At 61.1% G+C, this 21899-nt stretch carries 22 protein-coding genes and 1 riboswitch; of the genes, 8 read left to right on the forward strand and 14 right to left on the reverse strand.

Features of this window, described 5'->3' with window-relative positions:
* Nucleotides 1-346: 346 nt before the first annotated feature.
* On the reverse strand, nt 347-2191 hold the full coding sequence (locus tag G5168_RS11360; protein WP_421252227.1) for a M3 family metallopeptidase: 1845 nt from the start codon (nt 2189-2191) through the stop codon (nt 347-349).
* Nucleotides 2192-2467: 276 nt separating this feature from the next.
* Between G5168_RS11360 and G5168_RS11365 the strand changes: the two genes are divergently transcribed.
* Nucleotides 2468-4150 carry a methyl-accepting chemotaxis protein gene (locus G5168_RS11365; protein WP_421252228.1) on the forward strand — a complete coding sequence of 561 codons (1683 nt, stop codon included), beginning with the start codon at nt 2468-2470 and terminating at the stop codon, nt 4148-4150.
* Between the two features lie 264 nt (nt 4151-4414).
* Nucleotides 4415-4500: riboswitch (cyclic di-GMP riboswitch) on the forward strand.
* A gap of 65 nt (nt 4501-4565) precedes the next feature.
* Nucleotides 4566-5987 carry an N-acetylglucosamine-binding protein GbpA gene (gene gbpA, locus G5168_RS11370; RefSeq protein ID WP_421252229.1) on the forward strand — a complete coding sequence of 474 codons (1422 nt, stop codon included), beginning with the start codon at nt 4566-4568 and terminating at the stop codon, nt 5985-5987.
* A 150-nt stretch (nt 5988-6137) separates the two neighbouring features.
* Here gbpA and G5168_RS11375 read toward each other — a convergent pair whose 3' ends face one another.
* From G5168_RS11375 to G5168_RS11425, 11 genes are all read right to left on the reverse strand, one after another.
* Nucleotides 6138-6974 carry a transporter substrate-binding domain-containing protein gene (locus G5168_RS11375; protein WP_421252230.1) on the reverse strand — a complete coding sequence of 279 codons (837 nt, stop codon included), beginning with the start codon at nt 6972-6974 and terminating at the stop codon, nt 6138-6140.
* On the reverse strand, nt 6971-7732 hold the full coding sequence (locus G5168_RS11380; protein ID WP_421172413.1) for an amino acid ABC transporter ATP-binding protein: 762 nt from the start codon (nt 7730-7732) through the stop codon (nt 6971-6973). Before G5168_RS11380 ends, G5168_RS11375 begins: the two co-directional genes overlap by 4 nt.
* A complete protein-coding gene (locus G5168_RS11385) occupies nt 7729-8391 on the reverse strand; it encodes an amino acid ABC transporter permease (protein ID WP_139394183.1) in 663 nt (220 codons plus the stop codon). Before G5168_RS11385 ends, G5168_RS11380 begins: the two co-directional genes overlap by 4 nt.
* A 92-nt stretch (nt 8392-8483) precedes the next feature.
* On the reverse strand, nt 8484-9149 hold the full coding sequence (locus tag G5168_RS11390; protein ID WP_111901048.1) for an amino acid ABC transporter permease: 666 nt from the start codon (nt 9147-9149) through the stop codon (nt 8484-8486).
* Nucleotides 9146-10357: a threonine synthase gene (locus G5168_RS11395; RefSeq protein ID WP_216952130.1), complete on the reverse strand. Its 1212-nt coding sequence runs from the start codon at nt 10355-10357 to the stop codon at nt 9146-9148. The genes G5168_RS11390 and G5168_RS11395 overlap by 4 nt, the downstream gene beginning before the upstream one ends.
* A gap of 194 nt (nt 10358-10551) precedes the next feature.
* Nucleotides 10552-11499: an HTH-type transcriptional regulator Cbl gene (cbl, locus tag G5168_RS11400; RefSeq protein WP_270905175.1), complete on the reverse strand. Its 948-nt coding sequence runs from the start codon at nt 11497-11499 to the stop codon at nt 10552-10554.
* Nucleotides 11500-11622: 123 nt separating this feature from the next.
* Nucleotides 11623-12690, reverse strand: coding sequence for a sulfate/molybdate ABC transporter ATP-binding protein (locus tag G5168_RS11405; RefSeq protein WP_421252231.1), 1068 nt, complete (start codon nt 12688-12690; stop codon nt 11623-11625).
* Nucleotides 12691-12712: 22 nt separating this feature from the next.
* Nucleotides 12713-13603: a sulfate ABC transporter permease subunit CysW gene (gene cysW / locus G5168_RS11410; RefSeq protein ID WP_104015986.1), complete on the reverse strand. Its 891-nt coding sequence runs from the start codon at nt 13601-13603 to the stop codon at nt 12713-12715.
* Nucleotides 13600-14439, reverse strand: a complete 840-nt coding sequence (cysT, locus tag G5168_RS11415; RefSeq protein ID WP_058056496.1) for a sulfate ABC transporter permease subunit CysT — start codon at nt 14437-14439, stop codon at nt 13600-13602. The genes cysW and cysT overlap by 4 nt, the downstream gene beginning before the upstream one ends.
* 271 nt (nt 14440-14710) lie before the next feature.
* On the reverse strand, nt 14711-15286 hold the full coding sequence (locus tag G5168_RS11420; RefSeq protein WP_040067346.1) for an RBBP9/YdeN family alpha/beta hydrolase: 576 nt from the start codon (nt 15284-15286) through the stop codon (nt 14711-14713).
* Nucleotides 15287-15342: 56 nt separating this feature from the next.
* Entirely contained in the window at nt 15343-16344 is a 1002-nt protein-coding gene (locus G5168_RS11425) for a sulfate ABC transporter substrate-binding protein (protein WP_127007032.1), read from the reverse strand.
* 217 nt (nt 16345-16561) lie between these two features.
* Here G5168_RS11425 and G5168_RS11430 point away from each other — a divergent pair, with 217 nt between their 5' ends.
* The 4 genes from G5168_RS11430 (at nt 16562) to G5168_RS11445 (ending at nt 19163) form a co-directional block, all read left to right on the forward strand.
* Nucleotides 16562-17824 carry an MgtC/SapB family protein gene (locus G5168_RS11430; RefSeq protein ID WP_421252232.1) on the forward strand — a complete coding sequence of 421 codons (1263 nt, stop codon included), beginning with the start codon at nt 16562-16564 and terminating at the stop codon, nt 17822-17824.
* A gap of 86 nt (nt 17825-17910) precedes the next feature.
* Nucleotides 17911-18501, forward strand: a complete 591-nt coding sequence (locus tag G5168_RS11435; RefSeq protein WP_368172350.1) for a sugar O-acetyltransferase — start codon at nt 17911-17913, stop codon at nt 18499-18501.
* Nucleotides 18498-18836, forward strand: coding sequence for a DUF1294 domain-containing protein (locus G5168_RS11440; RefSeq protein ID WP_150997906.1), 339 nt, complete (start codon nt 18498-18500; stop codon nt 18834-18836). The genes G5168_RS11435 and G5168_RS11440 overlap by 4 nt, the downstream gene beginning before the upstream one ends.
* 114 nt (nt 18837-18950) lie before the next feature.
* Nucleotides 18951-19163: a hypothetical protein gene (locus tag G5168_RS11445; RefSeq protein WP_068977307.1), complete on the forward strand. Its 213-nt coding sequence runs from the start codon at nt 18951-18953 to the stop codon at nt 19161-19163.
* 68 nt (nt 19164-19231) lie between these two features.
* Here G5168_RS11445 and yrfG read toward each other — a convergent pair whose 3' ends face one another.
* Nucleotides 19232-19912, reverse strand: a complete 681-nt coding sequence (yrfG, locus tag G5168_RS11450) for a GMP/IMP nucleotidase (RefSeq protein WP_421252233.1) — start codon at nt 19910-19912, stop codon at nt 19232-19234.
* 143 nt (nt 19913-20055) lie between these two features.
* On the opposite strand from yrfG, the gene nudE reads away from it, so the two are divergent.
* Nucleotides 20056-20664: an ADP compounds hydrolase NudE gene (nudE, locus tag G5168_RS11455; RefSeq protein WP_033113990.1), complete on the forward strand. Its 609-nt coding sequence runs from the start codon at nt 20056-20058 to the stop codon at nt 20662-20664.
* Nucleotides 20665-20701: 37 nt separating this feature from the next.
* The gene (gene cysQ, locus G5168_RS11460; RefSeq protein ID WP_320545450.1) at nt 20702-21514 is read left to right on the forward strand and encodes a 3'(2'),5'-bisphosphate nucleotidase CysQ; all 813 of its coding nucleotides are present in this window, start codon (nt 20702-20704) and stop codon (nt 21512-21514) included.
* On the opposite strand, the gene G5168_RS11465 is transcribed toward cysQ, so the two are convergent.
* The gene (locus G5168_RS11465) at nt 21511-21828 is read right to left on the reverse strand and encodes a hypothetical protein (RefSeq protein ID WP_227341469.1); all 318 of its coding nucleotides are present in this window, start codon (nt 21826-21828) and stop codon (nt 21511-21513) included. The two genes, cysQ and G5168_RS11465, sit on opposite strands and share 4 nt — an antisense overlap.
* Nucleotides 21829-21899 lie beyond the last annotated feature (71 nt).

Below are 21899 nucleotides of genomic sequence, written 5' to 3' on the forward strand. Positions count from 1 at the left end.
CAAGGTGGGCGATTTTGCAGTTGTGGACAATTTAGTCAACCCGGAAAGATGAGAATAACTAGCAGATAGTTGAATGGATCAATCTTTATGCACAAAGATGACTACAAAAAGCACTATTAACAGAAAAGACAAAAGAGCGTAACTCAGTGAATCTACTATCTTGCAGCCTACAATTCCTATTCATGTTCATATGAATACATATCTGATGGCAAAATGCGGACCCAATCGGCAAGGCGACAAACTGTGTCGCGCACCTGCCAATAATATGGCAGCGTCTGCCACGGTTACGACAACGAATAACCATGAAAAGCACAGCTCCCGGCCTGATCACCGGGAGCTGTGCGGATTATTCGGCTGAAACCGGTTGGTAATGGTTGACGATCCACGCCTCGAAGTCGGCCAGCATGCGGGTTTCCGACTCGTTGTTGTCGGCGATAAGCTCGGCGCCGTGGACCACCCGGATATGGGCATCGAGCGGGCTTCCCTCGCCAGCCGCGGGGCGCTGCTGGGCTGCGGCCATGCAGGCTTGCGCCTGTTGCCACGCCTCAGCGGCGCTCAGGTTGCACGCCTCGGCCAGCGGCACGGCACTGAAGCCTTCACCAGTCAGGCTGCGCAGGGTCTCATCATGAGTCATGCCGTTGCCCGGCCCCCAGTAGTGGGCGGCCAGATCCGGCCCGATGCGCGGGTTGTCGGTGAGGTAGCCATCGCGCTTGAGGAAGTAAGCGCGGGTCTGTTCCACCGCCATCAGCGCCAGCAGGTAGCCGTGATAGGCGCAGGCCGACTCCTGATTAAGGAGGTGCGGAATGGCCAGCAGCGGGCGCGGGCTCTCGACACCGAGGATCTTGCGCTCCCACTTGCGGGCCAGCGCCAGCACAGCCTCGGGAGTACGTTCAGCCTCATCCATGGCGTAGAGATCCCGCTCGAAGTAGGCCACCAGCGCGATCTGACGTTCGTTAAAAGCGCGAAACGGCTGACGGGCGGCGATCATCTCCTTGATAAGCGCATCGGGGATCGCCTCTCCTGCCGCATTTCTGGCGTAGCGTTTGAGCCAGTCGGCATCGTCCAGCAGGCTGTCGCAGAACATCGACTGGGTCTCGGCATAAGCCATAGAGGTGGGCGGAAACTCCTGTGAGAAGCAGGGGGCATTGCCGGTGACATTGGCAAAATGCGCGGCGTGGCCCCCCTCGTGGAACAGGGTGTTGAGCCCGCTCCAGCCGCTGCCCACCTGCGCCGGATCGGCCAGGCTGGTGAAATTGACCACCGCAGGTATCCACTCCCCCTGCTGGAAGAAGCTCGGCACCGGGCCGTGGCAGAAGCCGTTCTCGTATTTCCCCTCCCGGGTCAGCAAGTCCAGGGTGAGGGTCGCCCCGCGATACTGGATGCCGAGACGACGGAAGCTCTCGACCCAATCCTTCAGCGCCCGCGAGAAGGGCACGTAAGGATCGAGCTGACGGGTCACGTCGCCGCTCACGCTGTAACGCAGGTTGTGAGGCAGCAGGGCCGCCTCGCCCTTGGCGGCCTTCAGCTCGGCCAGGCTCTGCTGCAACCGGGCGTCGGTGCGGGCAATAAAGTCGTCGAGGATGGCGAACAGCTGCTCCGGGCTCATCTGCTCGTTCTTGCGCACCTTGTAGTCGAAGTAGTCGCGATAGCCCATGGCGCGGGCAAAGCGGTTGCGGATCGCCACCACCTCGAGAAAACCGTTGCCGACCACCCACTGCTCCAGGGTGTGGAACATGGCGAGCGCGCTCTGGCGCACCGCCTCGTTCGGGCTGGCGGCAAGGGAGGTACTCGCGGCGGGCAGGCTGCCTGCGACCTGCTGGCCCTGCTCATCCAGCAGGGTCAGTTTCAGCCCCTTGCGGCGGGCGAACAGCGCCGCCTCGGCAGCCACCAACTCATCCATCAGGGCGGATGCGGCGGGATCTTCAATCACATTGCACTCGAAGAAGGCGATCCAGCCTTGCAGACCGCGCTTGAGATCATCCTCGTCGGCCTGCGCCAGCATCTCCCGCAATTCGGGCAGACGGGCCGGATTGGCACAAAAGGCCTTGTAGGCCTGCTCGGCCGCGGTGAAACCGGCCTGATCGTCGCTGGTGCCCATATAGGTGGACCAGAAGAGATCCTCCTTGCGCCTGTGCACCTGCAGGTAGTCGGCGTTGAGCTGGTTGAAGTAATTCCTGGCAATGGAACTCATAAATTCCCTCTTGTTATGGGATCACCCAGAGCGGGGCCCACTCCTTTTTTTAGTGAAATGCCAAATGATTCACACTCTTTGGCAAAAATTGCGCAGGGATGCGCATCAACACGCTACCAAAAAGTGGGGGTTGCTGTCTGCTGACTATACTGATGTTAAAACGCTCATTTGAGAAAGGTCGGCAAGAGACTGAAAGTAAATGAGTTGTTAACTCTTACGAACTGGCTGCCGCGGTACAGAGCCACATAAAATCAACAGGGAAATGAGGGTTTAGTCATGTTCAAGCTCGGTGATATTACCGTGAGCCGCAAATTGATTTTGCTGCTCGCACTGGCGTTTGTCGGTTTTGTCTCGCTGCTGCTTATCTCGGCCAACGCGCTCCAGCGCAATCTGATGAGCGAGCGAGAGGCGCGGCTCAATGCGGTTCTGGAACAGGCCATGAGCCAGATCCAGTTTCTGGCCAGCACCCTGCCAGCAGAGCAGGCGCAGCTGGAGGCACGCAAGCTGCTGACCAATATGCGCTTTGATGGCAACAACTATTTGTTCGTCATCGACGAGAGCCGCAAGATGCTGGTGCATCCCATCCGGCCCGAACTGGTCGGCCAGACCATGGGAGAGGGTTCGGGTGCCACCGCAGGGCAGTTCTGGTTCCAGATGGTCGACATCGCCCGTGGCGGCAAGCAGGGAACCCTGCAATACATCTGGACCGGCCCGTCTGGGGAAACCGCTGACAAGCTCTCCATGGTCTCTGGCTATCAACCCTGGGGCTGGATCCTCGGTTCCGGCATGCTGCTGCAGGATATTCAGCAGACCATCTGGGCCCAGTACATGAAGATGGGTACCGCCACCGCCATCGTGATCCTGCTGATGGGGCTGCTGGGCTGGCGCATCACCCACTCCATCGTCTCCCCCCTCAGCCAGATCAACCACGCCATGCAACGGGTCGCCAAGGGGGATCTGGTGGTAAGCATCCCGGTACAGGGCAAGGATGAGTTGGGAGTGGTCGCCCGCTGCACCAACCAGAGTCTCGATGCCATCCGTCACGCCCTGCTGGAGGCCAGCCAGGGGGCTCGCAACGTGGCGGATGCCGCCCTGCGCATCGCCGCCTCTGCCGAGCAGACCAATCAGGCGGTCACCAGCCAGCGGGATCAGCTGGCCCAGCTCGCTACCGCCATGAACGAGATGAGCGCCACCATCTCCGATGTGGCCGGGCATGCCGAAAATACCGCGCGGGATACCCAGGAAGCGACCGGAGAAGCTGGCCTCGGCAACCGTGACGTTCACGCCAGTGTGCACGGCATCAAGGCGCTGGCTACCGAGGTGGAGCAGGCCACCCTGCAGGTCAACCAGCTCAAAGAGGGGGTCATGCAGATCGGTGAAGTGACCGCCGTCATCAGCTCCATCTCGGATCAGACCAATCTGCTGGCTCTCAACGCCGCCATAGAGGCCGCCCGTGCTGGCGAGCAGGGGCGTGGCTTTGCCGTAGTCGCCGATGAAGTGCGCCAGCTGGCCAGTCGTACCCGCCAGTCCACCGAAGAGATCCAGAGCACCATCGCCCAGTTGCAGCAACGGGCCGTCACTGCTGCCAATGCCATGGATGCCAGCCGAAAACTGGCCGAAAGCAGCGTCAACCAGTCACAACAAGCGGGTCAGGATCTCACTCTGATCGTCAACCATATCCAGCATGTGAGCGACATGGCAACCCAGATCGCGACCGCCGCCGAACAGCAGAGCATGGTGGCCGAGGATATGAATCGCAACGTCAGCGGCATCAACGACTCGGCGCTCGAGATGTCCCAGTCCGCCTCGCAACTGGCGCAGGAGAGCGAACTGCTGGCCGGTCTCTCCCGCAGCCTGGATGAGCGGCTTGCGGTGTTCAAACTGGGCAAGGAGTCCAGCAAGACTCCTATGATGCCAACTCTACATCACTCCAATAGCGAGCAGCGCGCCCGCCATTGATGGCGTCAATCCGTGTCGCCTTGTCACTCGACCTGCCAGCTCGGCTGGCAGGTTTTTTTACGCCGACAACACGCAATCAGCATGCACCTTATCGGCCTATTCAACGGTATTCGACGCCATTCACAAATTAGAGAACAATTTAAAAACAGCCAGTTAGAACGTTTTTTGTGCCACCGGATTATGCATTTAAACATTTAACTTCAAATAATTAATCAATGCGGTGCACAATGCTGATGGCCGAACATTTGGCCCATCACTAACCATCTAGTCATTTGGCAAACTGACCGAAAGGTCGGGACGCAAAGCCTCCGGTCTACAGACGTTTTGTCCAGGATAGCGGGGTTGCCACACGCAAGTGTGCATCGGGGAACTCCCTGGCCAACTGACTGCCCACATCTATCGAACAGAGGAATGTATGGCAGCAAAAATCCAACTCAATCACATCGCGGCGGTGCTGGCCCTGCTGGCCAGCGGCAGCGCCCTGGCTCATGGCTACATCAGCCAGCCCGAGAGCCGCAACTACCTGTGCAAAACCGGCGGCAACAGCCAGTGTGGAGGCGTACAGTGGGAACCCCAGAGCGTGGAGGGGCCATCAGGCTTCCCGCAAACCGGCCCGCAGGATGGTCAAATCGCCTCGGCGGGCAGCCCGCGCTGGAGCGAGCTGAACATCCAGACCAGCGACCGCTGGACCAAGCGTGAAGTACAGCCCGGCCCCTTCGCCATCAGCTGGACCTTCACCGCCAACCACGTCACCCGCAACTGGCGCTACTACCTCACCAAGCAGGACTGGAACCCCAATCAACCGCTCACTCGCGACTCGTTCGACCTGACCCCCTTCTGCGTCATCGACGGCAACATGGTGCAGCCGCCCAAGCAGGTGACCCATAACTGTGTCCTGCCGGAGCGAACCGGTTATCAGGTGATCCTTGGCGTGTGGGAAGTGGGCGACACCAGCAACAGCTTCTACAACATCATCGATGCCAAGTTCAAAGATGGTAGCCAGCCGCCGCTGGAGTGGAGCCAGGCAGGCACCATCTACCCCTCCATTGACCTTGCCGTGGGTGACAAGGCGATGACCCGGGTATTCGATGCCAACGGCGAGCGTCCCGAGCTGCAGACCGTACTGACCATCACCACCGCCGAGCAGGGCCAGAAGAACAGCTGGGCTCATGCCCTCGCCAGCAAGATCAACGCCGAGCAAAGCCTGATCCGCGCCGGTCAGCAAGGAGCCGATGGCCAGTTCAATCCGGTCTACGGTATGAACCCCGTCTATCTGCATCGAGACAGCAAACTGGATCGAGTCGAGATTGACCTGCAACAGCTGCAGCCACCGGTAGTGGACAGCATCAGCGTCAGCGGTCTGGCCAGCGACTATGTGCTGGACAACGGCAAGGCAACCCTCGATTTCACCGTCACCGCACAGGGCGATCTGGCCGTCACCAACACCCTCTATGACCACGGCGGCGTCGCCAAGGGTGAAAGCAGTGCCGACATCAAGGACAGCAGCCACACCTTTACCATGGCGCTGGAAGGGCTCAAGGCAGGTCACCACCAGCTGGTGATCAAGGCCACCCCGAAAGCGGGCGGCGAGACCATCCAGCAGACCATGGATCTGATGTTCAAGGAACAGAGCAGCGGCGAATACGACTTCGTCTTCCCGAACTCGCTCAAATCCTATGCCGCCGGCACCAAGGTGCAGCAGCCGAAAAATGGCAAGGTCTATCAGTGCAAGCCCTTCCCCTACAGCGGCTACTGCCAGCAGTGGACCACCACAGCCACCCAGTACGAGCCGGGCATCGGCTCCCACTGGCAGATGGCGTGGGATGAAGTGCACTAACCCACGCTTGGGCACATAAAAAAGGGCGTCCTCTCTAGCAGGGGACGCCCGGAAAAATCAAACCTTGCGGTTTGCATACCAACGGAACCAAGACCTCACTCTTCACTTACTTCACACACTCAACACACTCTTCAAAACAGGGTTTGTCCATTAACCCTGCCATTTTCCTCCTTCGACAATCACATCATTCGGATCGGTATCAGGGCTCAGCTTGTCACGCACATACTGGTCATAGAGTTTCAGCAGGTACTTCTCCTCACCCAGCTTGGCGAGACGGTCGTTGACCCAGTCACGCAGCTCGATATTGCCCTTCTTCACCGCCGGGGCGATGGGATCTTCCGAGCCCAGTTTTTCGGGCAATACCCGATAGCCCGGGTTCTCCTTGGCCCAGCTGAACAGCACCAGGTTGTCCTGGGCATAGGCGTCGCCACGACCCTGGGCCAGCGCTTGCAAGGATTCGGTGTTCTTCTCGAACTTGAGTACCTTCCACTCCGGATGGTTGCGGGTCAGCCAGATGTCGGCCGTGGTGCCGGTGGTCACGATCAGGGTCTTGCTGGCCAGATCATCGAGCTTCTTGGCCGGGCTCCCTTCCGGCACCAGCACCTGTACCGCCACTCGCAGGTTCGGGTTGGTGAAATCCACCACCTCTCGCCGCTCCGGGGTCACCGTCATATTGGCGAGGATCAGATCCACCTTGTCGCTCTGCAGGAAGGGGATGCGACTGGCTGGCTCCACCGCCACGAATTCGATCTTGTTCTCGTCCCCCAGCAGATCCTTGGCGAAGCGGCGACCGAGATCGGTGTCAAAACCGACGTAGTTCCCCTTCTCGTCCACGTAGCCAAACGGCGGCTTGTCGGTGAATACGCCGACGATGAGCTTGTCCCGCGCCTTGATCTTGTCGAGGGAACCGTCCGCCGCATGGGAGGCGCCACTGGCGATACCCAGTCCCAATAAGGCACTAAGCAGAACCGAGGTGATTTTTTTCATGCTGACTCCTTTCGTTTGATGACATTTATATAAGAAAACTTGGCGAGGAACTGGCGCGCACGCTGGCTCCTGGGATTGTCGAAAAATTGGTGGGGGGCGGCCTGCTCCAGAATGTGGCCGCCATCCATGAAGACGATGCGATCCGCCACCGCCCGGGCGAAAGCCAGCTCGTGGGTGACGATAAGCAGGGTCATGCCGCTGCCGGCGAGATCGCGGATCACCTCCAGCACCTCCTGCACCATCTCGGGGTCGAGGGCGGCGGTTACCTCGTCAAACAGCATCACCTGCGGGTTCATGCACAGCGCCCGCACGATGGCGATGCGCTGCTGCTGGCCGCCGGAGAGCTGGCGCGGATAGTCATGGCGCCGCTCCCACAGGCCGATGCGGGTCAGAAGCTGCTCGGCTTGCAGCAGCGCCTCTGCCCGCTCCCGCTTTTGCACCTGCAGGGGGCCGAGCAGCACGTTTTCCAGCACCGTCAGGTTGGGGAAGAGGTGATAGTTCTGGAACACCATGCCGATCCGCTGGCGCACTCGTTGCCAGTCGGTGGCACCATCCAGCAGCACACCATCGAAGCGGATCTCGCCCCCCTGAATGGGTTCGAGCCCGTTGAGAGTGCGCAGCAAGGTGCTCTTGCCACAACCACTTGGCCCCAGGATGACGATCACCTCCCCGGCGCGCACGCTGAGGCTGATCCGATCCAGCACCAGATTCGGGCCGAACTGTTTACTGACAGAACCGAGTTCAAGCAGAGGTGTCATACCGCATTACCCCATTGTTGCTCCAGCCTGCGCGAGGCGAGCGAGAGCGGATAGCAGACCAGAAAAAAGAACAGAAACAGCAGACCGTAAATAAGCAGGGAACCATAGGTGCGCTCGATGATCTGCTGGCCCACCTTGATCACCTCCACCACCCCGATCAGCACCGCCAGCGAACTGGTCTTGATGATGCGGGTGTAGATGTTGATGGTCGGCGGCGTCAGCCGCTGCAACGCCTGTGGCAGCAACACATGGCGATAGAGTTGCCAGGTCGAGAGCCCGAGCGCCAAGCCGGCCTCCTGCTGACCACGGGCGAGGGAGTTGAGGCCACCGCGCACCACCTCTCCCACCTCGCTGGCGCCCCAGAGGGCGAGTACCAGCACGGCGCACCAGAAGGCCGGAATATCGAGGCCGAAAAAGATCGGCAACCCGAAGAAAAAGAGATAGAGCCACACCAGCACCGGTACCACCCGAAACAGCTCGAGATAAAGCCGCAGCAGCCCCCGCACCAACCGACCGCCCTGCTGTGCCAGCACGCCGTAAGCGACACCGCCGAGAGTGGCAAACAGGATGGCCAGCAGCGAGATAGCGAGGGTCTGACCCGCACCCACTGCCAGCAGTGGCAACGCCTGCGTCAGCTGCTCAGTAACGGAATTGACCATATTGAGCCCTCCTTTCCTGCGCCTCGGTGACGAGAGACGGTGGCAGCTGGAAGATAAGTGCCCACATCGGGATCCTCGCCTGCATCAGCGATTCAGTGACCGAACTGACCATGTTGCAGCCTCCTTTCAACGACGCGCAGAGCGAGAGAGAGCGGCAGAAAGATCAGCACGCACATCAAGGTCAGTACCGCCAGCATCTCGTAGGTCTTGTAGTAGAGGGCGATGTAATTCTTGGTGGTGTAGAGCAGCTCTGGCACCGCCACCGCCGAAGCCACGGTCGTCTCCTTGAGCAGGAAGATGAAGTTGGCAAACAGCGCCGGCAGGCTGGCGAGCCAGGCCTGGGGCAACTGCACGTGGCGCAGCAGTTGCCAGCGAGAAAGCCCGATAGCCCTGCCAGCCTCCAGCTGACTGGCGGGCACCGCCTGAATGCCTGCACGCAGCGCCTCGGTCAGATAACCACCGCCGAGGAAGGTCATGGCAATCACCGCAGTGGTAAACCCGGAGAGCGACAGACCGAGCGCAGGCAGTCCGAAATAGAGGAAGAAGAGCTGGATCAGCAGCGGCGTGTTGCGAGCCAGCTCGACATATCCGCGGATCAGTGCGCTGAGCGGCCGCTTGTGCAGGCTCAACAGGGCGACGTTGAGCAGGGCGACCGCCAGCGAAGTGAGGATCACTATGGCTCCCAGTTGCAAGGTGACCCAGACCGCCTTGCCGAAGGCGGGCAGCGTCGTGAGGATGAAAGGCAGATCCAGATTCATGCCGGGATCCTCCCGTCACGCTGCAGACGCTGGGGCAGCACAGTGATCGCATCCGGGTACTTGATGCCGGCACCGGTATTGAGCACCACGACCTGCTCTCCCCCACGGATCCAGCCAGCCTCGCGTAGTTGACGAGCAGCAGCAAACGCGGCGGCCCCCTCAGGGCAGACAAAACTGCCTTCGCGAGAGGCAAGCTGGCGGATCTCGCTCTGGATGGCCTTGTCATCCACCGCGATGGCGCAACCCTCGGTGCGATAGAGGGCGTCCAGCACCAGAAAATCTCCCAGTGCCTTGGGTACATTGATGCCGAAAGCCAGCGTTTGGGAGTCGGGCCAGAAGCTCGATTCGGTGGCTCTCTGTTGCCACGCCTGCACAATGGGCGCGCAGCCACTCGCCTGTACCGCGACCAGTCTGGGCAACGCGCCCTTGACCCAGCCCAGCTCCTGCAGCTCGCGCAGCGCCTTGTAGATACCGATGAGGCCGACCCCGCCACCGGTCGGATAGATGATCACATCCGGCAGGGTCCAGCCCAGCTGTTCGGCAATCTCCAGCCCCATGGTCTTCTTGCCCTCAATCCGGTAGGGCTCCTTCAGGGTTGAGGCGTCAAACAGGGATTGCTCCGCCACCGCCTGCGCCACCTGACGACCGGCGTCGCTGATCAGGCCATCCACCAGATAGAGACGGGAACCGGCGAGGGAGGTCTCCAGTCGGGTGATGGCGGGGGCTGCCTGCGGCATAACGATGGTGCTGCGCAGTCCGGCACGGGCACCGTAGAGCGCCCATGCAGCGCCTGCGTTGCCGTTGGTCGGCATGGCGAAGTGAGTGACGCCGAGTTCACGCGCGCGGGAGATGCCCACCGCTGCACCACGAGCCTTGAAAGATCCGGTGGGGATGACGCTCTCATCCTTCATCCAGAGATCCGGAATACCGATCTGCTTGCCCAGCGTAGGCAGCCGTAGCAGTGGGGTGAATCCCTCCCCCAGCGTCACAACGTGGGCGGGATCCCGTACCGGCAGCAACTCGTGATAACGCCACAGGCTGGCCGGGCGCCCCAGCAATGCCGCCGGGTGCCATGCTCGCTTCAGCGCATCGAGATCGTAGCTGGCCAGCAGTGGCGCACCTGCCCGGCTCAGTTGCCAGGGCTGGTCAGCCTCATGGATCTCGCCACTCTTGCTGCAACGCAGATGTGATAGGTAGCTATACGGCATGCTTTATCCTGAATGGATCGACTTTGGTCAGTCACTTATTCCATCCTGCAACCCAAGTACCGGATAACAAACAAAATTAACTGGCAAACCTAAGTGAAAAAATTCATATGAAGCCGTCTGTTTTCGCTGGCAATCTCATCTGCCAGCAATAAGGAAGGGGAGCCATTGGCTCCCCTTCTGTCGTCTCTTCCGATTCAAATCTGGAAGTCGAGGGCGGGTTCGCTGCCCATGGCGCGGGCCTGAATATCCGCCAGCGCCAGCTCGGGGTTGCAGAGCTGGATAAACTGCCAGGCAAAGTTGTGCTGGAACTGCCCCTGCTTGAGGCCAATCCAGGCAGTGTGGGGGGCAAACAGATGGCTGCCGTCGAGCTGTACCAGCCCCTGATCGCGCTGGCCGTCGAACGCCATGTCGGCCAGTATGCCGACCCCCATCTCCAGCTCGACATAGGTCTTGATGACATCGGAGTCCTGCGCCGTCAGCAGGATCTGCGGCTCGATGCCAGCCGCAGCAAAGGCTTCATCCACCCGCACCCGCCCGGTCAACCCGGCTTGATAGGTGACGATGGGCCAGTTGGCCAGCGCCGCCAGCGTCAGATCCCGCTCGCCTGCCAGCGGATGTTGCTCGGGCACCACGATATTGTGGTGCCAGCGGTAGTAGGGAAATGCCACCACCCCTTCGCTCTTGTCGAGCTGCTCGCTGCTGATGCCGATATCCACCTCGCCGGTCTGTACCAGCCGCACTATCTCCTCCGGGCTGCCCTGACGCAGCTCCAGCTGTACCAGCGGAAACTGCTCGCGAAACGCCTTCACCACCCGCGGCAGGGCATAGCGGGCCTGGGTATGGGTGGTCGCCACCAGCAAGCGGCCCGAGTCGCGGTTGGCAAAGGTGCTGGCCAGTTTGCGGATGTTGTTGGCGTCATTGAGAATGCGCTCGGCAATCACCAGCAACTCCTTGCCCGGCTCGGTCATGCCGAGCAGCCGCTTGCCGTAGCGGATAAAAAGCTCGATACCGAGCTCCTCTTCCAGCTCGCGAATATGGCGGCTGACCCCTGACTGGGAGGTAAACAGGGCATTGGCCACCTCGGTCAGGTTGTAATCCCGCCGCGCTGCCTCCCGGATAATTCGTAGCTGCTGAAAATTCACCTTGTCGCCTCCTGCGAAGAGTGGGCGACACAAGCTGGTCACCCCCTCATTTTTGTTATTTGGCCGGATCATGCCCCGGCAGAGCGCCTGAACCCGGGTAGCCATGCCACCCGCAATACAACATCAAATCTGGTAATCGGGATAGAACTGCGCCTGTCTGGCGACCAGCCGCACCCCCTGTCCCGGGGCAAACTGCTTGGCCGCCTCCTTGCTCAGCTCCGCCTCATAGTGGGCCCCTTTGGTTTCGCCATCGCCACGCAGCTCCACCCGAATGCGTGGCCCCATGGGCAGCAGACGGGTAATAGTGGCTCGGATCCCGCCCAGCGCATCGGCTGGCAAGATCTCCAGCTCATGGGGACGGACATAGGCGATGGCGGCACTGCCGTGAGCAAGATGAGAAGCCGACGGCCCGCCGAGCAGCTGCTCGCCGACACCGAATCCCTGCTCCGCTATCCGACCGCGGAACTGGTTCACGCTGCCAAGAAAGCTGTGAACGAAGGAGCTGGCGGGCTGGTCGTAGACCTCGGCCGGGGTGCCGATCTGCTCGACCCGTCCGGCGTTCATCAGCACCACCCGATCCGCCACCTCCAGCGCCTCCTCCTGATCGTGGGTGACGAACAGGCTGGTGACATGCAGCTCGTCGTGCAGCTCGCGCAGCCAGCGGCGCAGCTCCTTGCGCACCTGAGCATCGAGGGCGCCGAATGGCTCGTCCAACAGCAGAACCTTGGGCTGCACCGCCAGCGCGCGGGCCAACGCGACCCGCTGGCGCTGACCGCCGGAGAGCTGGGTCGGGTAGCGCTCGGCCACGTGGCTGAGCTGCACCAGATCCAGCAGCTCCTTGACCCGGGCACGAATGGCCGCCTCGGCCGGGCGTTCACTGCGCGGTTTGACCCTAAGGCCAAACGCTACGTTCTCGAACACCGTCATGTGGCGAAACAGGGCGTAGTGCTGGAATACGAAGCCGACGTTGCGCTCGCGCACATGGAGATCCGAGGCGTCCTCGCCACGGATGATGACGCTGCCACTGTCGGCCTGCTCCAGCCCGGCGATGATCCGCAGCAGGGTGGTCTTGCCGCAACCGGAGGGGCCGAGCAGCGCCACCAGCTCACCGTCGTGAAAGTCGAGGTTGATGTCTGCCAGCGCCGCGTACTGATTGAAATGCTTGTTGAGTTGTTGAACCTGAATGCTCATGGCTGCCTCTTTAAAACGGTGATCAGTGAGATTTGGTGGGCTGGGCACGCAGCCGGGCCAACAGGGTTTCACCCAGCAGGGTGAAGATCCCGAACAGAGCCAAGAGGCTTGCCACTGCAAAGGCGGCGCCGGTCTGGTACTCGTTGTAGAGGATCTCGATATGCAGCGGCAGGGTATTGGTCTGGCCGCGAATATGACCGGAAACTACCGACACAGCGCCAAACTCCCCAACCGCGCGGGCGGTACAGAGCAGCAGGCCGTACATCAGGCTCCAGCGAATGCCGGGCAGGGTGACGCGCCAGAACATCTGCAGACCGCTCGCCCCCAGCATGATGGCCGCCTCTTCCTCTTCCGGGCCACGCGCCTCCATCTGGGGCAGCAGCTCGCGCACCACGAAGGGCACGGTAATGAAGGTGGTGGCCAGGATGATCCCCGGGGTGGCGAAGATGATCTTGATGTCATGTTCGCTCAGCCAGTCACCGAACCAGCCGCGGCTGCCGAACATCAACACCAGCATCAGCCCGGCGATCACCGGCGACACCGAGAAGGGCAGATCGATGATGGTGATGAGCAGCTGGCGACCGGGGAAGCGGAAACGGGCGATGGCCCAAGCCGCCGCGATCCCGAACAGCAGATTGAGGGGAACGGCGCAGAGCGTCACCAGTGCGGTCAGACCGAGGGCGCTCAGGGCATCCGGCTCGCTGATGGCGTGCCAGAAAAAAGCCAGCCCGGGGCTCAGCGCCTGAATAAAGACGGTGGCCAACGGCAGCAGCAACAGGGCGGCAAACCAGCCGAGACCCACCGTGATGAGCAGCCACTTGACCCACTGGGGCTCGCGGATCACTGGAGGTGCCTTGCGCACGGGAGCAACCTCCACAGGGGCGACTTCAAGGGCGAGTGTTGATGCGTTCATATCCGGCTCCCTCCGATACGAGACCAGCTCCAGGCCTGCAACTTGTTGATTAGCAGTAACAAAATGAATGAGATCAGCAGCATCACCACGGCAATGGCAGAGGCGCCGGCATAGTCGTACTCCTCCAGATGGCTCATGATCATCAGCGGTGCGATTTCAGAGACCATCGGCAGGTTGCCGGCGATGAAGATGACAGAGCCGTACTCCCCCACAGCACGGGCAAACGCCAACGCAAAGCCGGTGAGCAGGGCCGGGATCAGGGTCGGCCAGAGCACGTGGATAAAGGTCTGCCAGCGATCGGCGCCGAGGCTGGCGGCGGCCTCCTCCTGCTCGCTCTCAGCCTCTCGCAGCACCGGCTGCAGGGTGCGCACCACAAAAGGCAGCCCGATAAAGGTGAGGGCGATAACGACGCCGATGGGGTTGTAGGCGAGCTGGATGCCGAGCGGCGCCAGCAGATGGCCGATCCAGCCGTTGGGGGCGAAAATGGCACACAGGGCGATGCCGGAAACGGCGGTCGGCATGGCAAATGGCAGGTCGATCAACGCATCCACCAGTCGACGACCGGGGAAGGTGTAGCGCACCAGGATCCAGGCCAGGATCAGGCCAAACAGGCTGTTGAGCAGCGCCGCGACAAAGGCCGCACCGAAGCTCAGGCGAAAGGAGGCGAGCACCCGGGGTGAACCGATCACCTGCCAGAACTCGGCGGCGGTCAGGTTGTTGATCGCAAACAGCACCAGGGCCGAGAGCGGCAACAGCACCAGCAGGCCCAGATAGAGCAGGCTGAACCCCAAGGTGGGGCCAAAACCGGGCAGGACAGAATAAGAACCAAATCGCATAACACATCCATCTGTTATGAAGAATTTTCGATATGGTGATTCTGCGCACTCCCCTCATCGGCAACAAACATCAATTGCGACTTTGCTAATCACTTTTTTGTCTAACCGCAGAGTCACAAGGCTCTTGGTGCACTCCAAATAAAAAAAGGTCTTTTATATAAATAAAAGACCTAAGAAATGGAGCAATACGGAGCGGAGCATTCAAAGAACGGGGGCATGGAGTAGCCAGCGAACAGCGCGCCCGACAACCCTCCAACCACTTCACAGATACCTAGCGAAAGCCCAATACGACCGGCCGGGGCGATGCGGCCTTGACCGGTGCCACTACCAGCTCACCACGGCGGTAGAGAGCCCCCAGCAAATGCAGCCCCTGATGCCAGTCCCCATGACCTGACTGGGCATTGATATGGCCCGCCTCACCGGCATCGAACAGCGGCACCTGCCACTGACGGCTCCAGTATTCGGCCCGTTCAAAGCTCATCCAGGGATCATTGCGACTGGCCACCAGCTGGGCCGATACCTGCAGCGGCCCGGCCAAGGCCTCATCCGCAATGCCAAAACGGGCGGGATCGGCGGGCGCCACCAGAAAGATCGAGGCCACCTTCTCCGGCTGCAAGCGGGCCGCCGCGATGGCGGTCAGGGCGCCGAAAGAGTGGGCCACCAGATGGACCCGACTGCGGCGACGTTTCAGCTTGCTCGCCAGCTTGGCACTCCAGACCCTGAGGTCCGGCTTGTCCCACGGTAGCCCGGTCATCCGCTGCCATTGGGGAAAATGATCGTGCCAGCGGCTCTGCCAGTGATCCGGCCCACTGTTGTGCAGACCGGGAACCAGGAGGATCTTGTTCATCTTGGTGCTCCTATCGGCTGGCACAGGGGCCAGTTCAGTGATGGATAACGAAGCTATCAACGACCCGGCTGATAGATCTGGTCAAACAGACCGCCCTGGGCGAAGTGTTTCTTCTGGGCTTTCTCCCAATCCCCTTCCAGATCCTTGACGGTAAAGAAGGCAAGCTGCGGGAACTGGGCTGCCGTCTCCTTCAGGATCGCCGGGTTGCTGGGGCGATAGTGATGTTTGGCGACGATATGCTGCCCCTCGTCAGAGTAGAGATAATCGAGATAGGCCTTGGCCACCGCTTCGGTACCGTGCTTCCTGGCCACCTTGTCCACCACCGCGACCGGCGGCTCCGCCAGAATGGAGACCGAAGGCACCACCAGCTCGAACTTGTCGCTGGCCCCCGCCTGACCAAGCACCAGCAGGGCTTCGTTCTCCCACGCCAGCAGCACGTCACCGAGACCGCGCTCGGTAAAGCTGGTGGTGGCACCGCGGGCGCCTGAGTCCAGCACCTTCACGTTCTTGAAGAGATCGCCAACAAACTGCTTGGCCCCCTCTTCACTGCCGCTCTTCTTCAGGGCATAGCCCCAGGCGGCCAGATAGTTCCAGCGTGCCCCGCCAGAGGTCTTGGGGTTGGGAGTCACGATGGCGACATCCTTGCGCACCAGATCATCCCAATCCTTGATCTGCTTGGGATTGCCCTTGCGCACCAGGAAGACAATGGTGGAGGTATAGGGCGAGGCGTTGTTGCCGAGGCGACTCTGCCAGTCGGCAGCGGTCAGCCCCTCCTTGGCGATGGCGTTGACATCGTAGGCCAGCGCCAGCGATACCACGTCGGCCTCCAGTCCATCCACCACAGCGCGGGCCTGCTTGCCGGAGCCACCGTGAGACTGGCTCACCACCACGTCGTCGCCGGTTTTGGCCTTCCACTCCTTGGCAAAGGCGGCGTTGTACTCCTGAAACAGCTCGCGGGTCGGATCGTAAGAGACGTTGAGCAGACGGATCTCGGCGGCATTGGCCTGGCCAAATGCCAGCAGAGAGAGCAGGGTCAGGGCGGTCATTCGCAGTTTCATGGTGATACTCCATATCTTGTTGGGTTGAGAACAGCATGCCGTGGAGTTGTTATGCCCAGAAGAAAGAAATAACTCTTTGCTTATCTCTTTTGCTCATATCAACTCAGCCACCCGCACCGGGAGCCGGACGCAGACTCTGTGAGCCATGCCCCTCTGGCCCCTTGCTCGCTGTGCCATCATGGGAACAAGGCAGGCAGATGACGAAAAGGAAGTCGTTATGTGGATCAATGCAGAACCGGTCAACGGAGCCCTGGTCTCGCTGGCCATCGGCCTTATCATCGGGCTGGAGCGGGGCTGGCAGGTTCGCCAACTGGGGGATAACCAGCGCATCGCCGGGATGCGTACCTACGGCCTTATCGGCCTGCTCGGCGGGGTGTGCGGTTTGCTGCTGCCGACCCTGGGCCCCTGGCTGCCGCTGCTCGGCCTGCTGGCGGTGGTGATCGGTTGCGGCCTCTCGGTCTGGCTGGCCCAGCGCTGGCAAGGGGAGTTCGGCCTCACCAGCTCGGTGGCCATGCTGCTCACCTATTTGCTGGGGCTGATGTCGGTGCTGCTGAGCCCGAGCGAGGCGGTGGCCTGCGCCGTGCTGGCCGCCCTGTTGATGGGCTTGAAGGGGCAGATCCAGCAAGGGATGCTGTTTCTCAGCGAGACCGAGTTTCACGCCACCCTGCGCTTTCTGCTTATCTCGCTGGTGCTGTTGCCGGTGCTGCCCAACGAGGAGATGGGGCCCCTCGATGCCTTCAACCCCTTCAAGATCTGGCTGATGGTGGTGGTGATCGCCGGCATCTCGTTTTGTGGCCACTTCGCGGTGCGGCTGCTCGGCACCCGCGCCGGGCTGGTGCTCACCAGCATACTGGCGGGATTGGCCTCCTCCACTGCCCTCACCCTGCAGTTTGCCCGCCTCAACAAGGAACAAGGAGGGCTGGAGCGGCTGCTGGCCACCGGTATCCTGCTGGCAGGGGCCACCATGTGGCTGCGGCTGCTAGTACTGGTACTGCTGATTCACAGCGAGCTGGCGATACGCCTCGCCGCCCCGCTCGTGTTGCTGGCGACCACAGTCTACGGCTTTGCCTTCTGGTTCTGGCGCCAGCGCGAGGAGCTGACTGACGGCCCGGTGCAGCCGGAAACCAGCAACCCGCTCGATCTGGCCACCGCCATCAAGTTCGGCCTGCTGCTGGCGTTGATCGGCTTTATGGCAACGCTGCTGCAAGACAAGGTGGGCAACTCCGGGGTCTATCTGCTGTCGCTGGTGTCGGGGATCACCGATGTGGACGCCATCACCTTGTCGCTCTCCCAGCTCTCCCACAAGGAGCTGGCGCTGGAGGTGGCAGCCCGCGGCATCCTGCTCGCCGGTCTGGTCAACTCGCTGGTGAAGGGGTTGCTGGCCCTCGGCATCGGCGGTCGCAGTCTGGGGCTGCGGGTGCTGCTCCCCTACTTCGTCTCGGCCCTGCTGATCCTCCCCCTCGTCTGGCCAGCAGGATGACGGGGATCACCTGCCAGAAGTGACAGACTGACGCCTCTCGCGCTTGTCACGTATACTGCCCCCTCTTGCAGCATGAGGAGGTAGCAATGGCGAGCGACTGGGACAAGGTACTGGCTGGCGGGGCACTGGATAGCCAGAGCGAGGAGATTGCGAACGACCGGATACGCGGTCAGGCGCTGCTGGCCAAGCTCAACGGTTCATCGGCGGGCGATGCTCCTCTGCGCCAGCAGATCTGCCGCGAACTGTTTGGCCACTGCCCCGACTCCTGCTGGATCAGCACGCCGTTTACCTGCGAATTCGGCCGCAACATCCATATCGGCGAGAAGACCTTCTTCAACTTCAACGTCACCATTCTCGACGTGGGCGAAGTGCATATCGGCAGCCATGTGCTGCTGGCCCCCAACGTGCAGATCTACACCGCCACCCACACCATGAACTATCTGGAACGACGCAACTGGACCGCCTACAACAAGCCGGTGCGGATCGGCGATGACTGCTGGATCGGCGGCGGCGCCATAATCTGCCCCGGCGTCACCATAGGGCCGCGCTCCATCATTGGCGCGGGCGCCGTGGTGACCCGAGACATCCCGGCCGACTCGGTGGCAGTGGGCAATCCGGCCAAGGTGATCCGCACCCTCAAGCAGGACGAGGAGCGCTGCTGGGAGCTGGCCCAGTGATGGCGCTGGCGCTGCTGCCACTGGGCGCCGCCCTCTGGCTCGGCCTCGGCGAACAGCAGTGGTGGCCGCTGGCCGCACTGCTGACCATGAGTCTGCTGACGATGGCCGCCTACGCATGGGACAAGCGGCAGGCGGTGCGCGGCGAGTGGCGCATTCCCGAATCGAGGCTCCATCTGCTGGAGCTGTGCGGCGGCTGGCCAGGGGCGCTGGTTGCCCGCCAGTGGCTGCGCCACAAGACCCAGAAGCGCAGCTACCGGCTAGTCTTCTGGTTTATCGTGCTGCTGCACCTGACCCTGTGGGCGCTCTGGGTCGGGCGGCCACTCTGGCAGCAATAGCCAGCTGCATCACAAAGGCGAAACGGGCCCCATTGCGGCCGCCCGATGGCTGTGAGAAAACAGAGCAAACCTCATCAGCGTTTTCGCCGTTTATAGACGACAAGGAGTCGTGACATGACCATGTGGACAGGCATAGTCCTGATCGTATTTATCAGCCTATTGTTCGGATATCTCGGCAAACGAGCTCGCTACCAGATGGGGGATGCCCGTATCACGGATCGCCTCGGCAAGCAGGATCTGGTCATCCGGGAGCTACAGGAGCGGGTCGCCAATCTGGAGGCGATCGTCATCGAAGAGGAGAAGCGGCGCCCGTTTCGGGAGCTGTGATTTTTTCACCGCCAGGTTTCAGATACAGAGAGGGCTGCACGATGCAGCCCTCTCTCGTTTCAGCAGACTCAGATTGCGAGCGGCAGCAACTCGGCATAGTCGCGGATCGCCGGAAAAGCGGTGATGCTCTGCTCCGGCTTGCAGCTATCCGGATTCTGGATCGCCAGCTGATAGCCGATGCCATAGTCGGCGGCCGCCCGCAGGATCCGCTCGCTATCATCCACAAACAGGGTGCGGGCCGGATCGAACGCCAGCCGCTGTGCCAGTGCCTGCCAGCAGTGCTGGCTCTCCTTCGACCAGCCCAGCTCATGGGTACTCACCATCAGATCCAGATGCTCGCTCAGCCCCAACTGCGCATCCTTCACCGACAGACTGGCGGGGTGGGCATTGGTGAAAAGCACCAGCTGCTTGCCCGCGGCACGCAACTCGGCCAGAAAAGGGATGGCATGGGGACGCCACTGGATCTTCGCCAGCAGCTCCTGCTTGAGGGCACGAATGTCGAGCCCCAGGGTCTCGCTCCAGTAATCCACGCAGTACCAGTTGAGGGTGCCGTTGACGGCGTGATAGTGGACGTCGATCTGCGCTTTGGCTTCATCCAGCGGCAGGCCGAGCCGCTCGGCGTAACGCTCCGGCACCAGTTGCTGCCAGAGGTGGTTGTCAAAATGCAGATCGATCAGGGTGCCATCCATATCGAGCAAGACGGTATCTATCTGGTGCCAGGGCAAGGTGGTGGAGCGGGAGTGTGGCATCGGGCCTCTTGATCGCGGATCTCGGAAAACGGGGCGGCAGTATAACGGATTTTTCCTCCCCCTTTGCCATCCCTGGCCCGTGGTGTTCGGTGTGAGAGTCGTTTACTCTTGAAGCACGATTTTTTAACGAGCCGTCACCCCTGATGAGTGAGCACCACAAAAGCCCCCCCGAACAGATTTCGATCGACCAGCTGGAGCAGGAAAAGAGCAAACCGGAGATCCTCAAGGCCGAGATCGTGGCCGAGAGCCGGCTGTTTAGAGTGGAGTCCCTCCACCTCAAATTCTCCAACGGTGAGGAGCGGGTCTACGAGCGGATGCGCGGCGGCAATCGTGGCGCCGTCATGGTGGTGCCGCTGTTCGATGAGCAGACCCTGCTGCTGGTGCGCGAATATGCCGCCGGCACCCACTCCTACGAGCTGGGCTTTCCCAAGGGGCTGATCGACCCGGGCGAAGATGCCTTCGAGGCAGGCAACCGGGAACTGATGGAAGAGGCGGGCTTTGGCGCCAACAACCTGACCCTGCTCAAACAGGTGTCGCTGGCGCCCGGTTACTTCTCCAGTCGGATGGACATTTTACTGGCGCGGGATCTCTTCCCCGAGCAGCGGATCGGCGACGAGCCCGAACCGCTGGAGGTGATCCCCTGGCCGCTGAACCGGATCGACGAATTGCTGGCGCGACCCGACTTCACCGAGTCGCGCAGCATCAGTGCCCTTCTCCTGGCCCAAAAGTGGCTGGCGGAACAGGCAGAGTAGCCCGCAGACGGGCAGTTAACAGACAGAGGATAACGAGATGCAGGAGTTGTTGGCCTGGGTGCCGGGGGTCAAGGAGATTGCCCGCGAAGCCGGAAGGATCCTTCACGACATCTATCACGGCGGTCAGTTCGAGCGTCAGCTGAAGGAGGATGCGACCCCGGTCACCAGTGCCGATCTTGCTGCCGATGCCTACCTCAAACAGGCGCTCTCGGCGCTCACTCCCCACGTTCCCGTGCTGACCGAAGAGGCGGCCGACATCCCCTTCAGCCAGCGATCCAACTGGCGGCAGTACTGGCTGGTGGACCCCCTCGACGGCACCGGCGAATTTATCGCGGGCAGCGGCGACTTCGCCACCCTGATCGCCCTGGTGCGGGACAATGTGCCGGTGCTCGGGGTCATCTACGCCCCCGAGTCCAACGTGCTCTACTGGGCGGTGCGCGGCCACGGCGCCTTCAAGGAGGTGAATGGCGAGGTACTGCCCATCAGCGCCATGCATCACGAGCATGACCAGCCTGACTCGCTGGTGGTGGCTATCAGCCGCCGCCAGAAGCTGGAGAACCTCACCCGCCGCCTCAACCCGGCCATCAACTACGAGCTGATCCCGCTTGGTTCCAGCTCCCTCAAATCCTGTCTGGTGGCGGAAGGGGCAGCCGATTGCTACGTGCGGCTCGGCCCCACCGGCGAGTGGGACACCGCCGCCGCCCAGTGCATCGTCGAGGCAGCCGGTGGCCGTATCCTCAGCCTGGCGTTGCAGCCACTCAGTTACAACGAAACCGAGTCGCTGGAGAACCCTGACTTTATCGTGATGGGGGATCCGGATCTCGCCTGGGGCAACATTCTGGCCCACTAGGCGGATAGCGATGTCATCACACCAGACAAGCAGGCGGCCCGATGGCCGCCTGCTTTTTCAGGGAAGTTGCCCCGGGTGATGGCCGGTGTGATCCGCTGGTCAAGGCGCTCTTGAACAGCGTGATACGCTGGCAAAGAAGCGAAATGATAGTGAAACATCACAATTGGTCGGCGAGAAATGGTGCGATTTTTCACGTAATTCTGAAAACACCTTATTAGCCAAAATAAAAAAATGATCGCAGATAAAAATTTGGTTTTATATTTCACAAAAATCACCATTGTCAGTTTTGTTGCATTCTGTGACCAAGATTCCATTCCCAATCTCGCTGGCTAAACCCCGCAATGGCAGTGATATGTTTCAGCCCCGCTTTTTGAGAATTAAATCC

This window comes from Aeromonas sp. 600724 (assembly GCF_049175135.1).
Taxonomy (GTDB): domain Bacteria; phylum Pseudomonadota; class Gammaproteobacteria; order Enterobacterales; family Aeromonadaceae; genus Aeromonas; species Aeromonas veronii_A.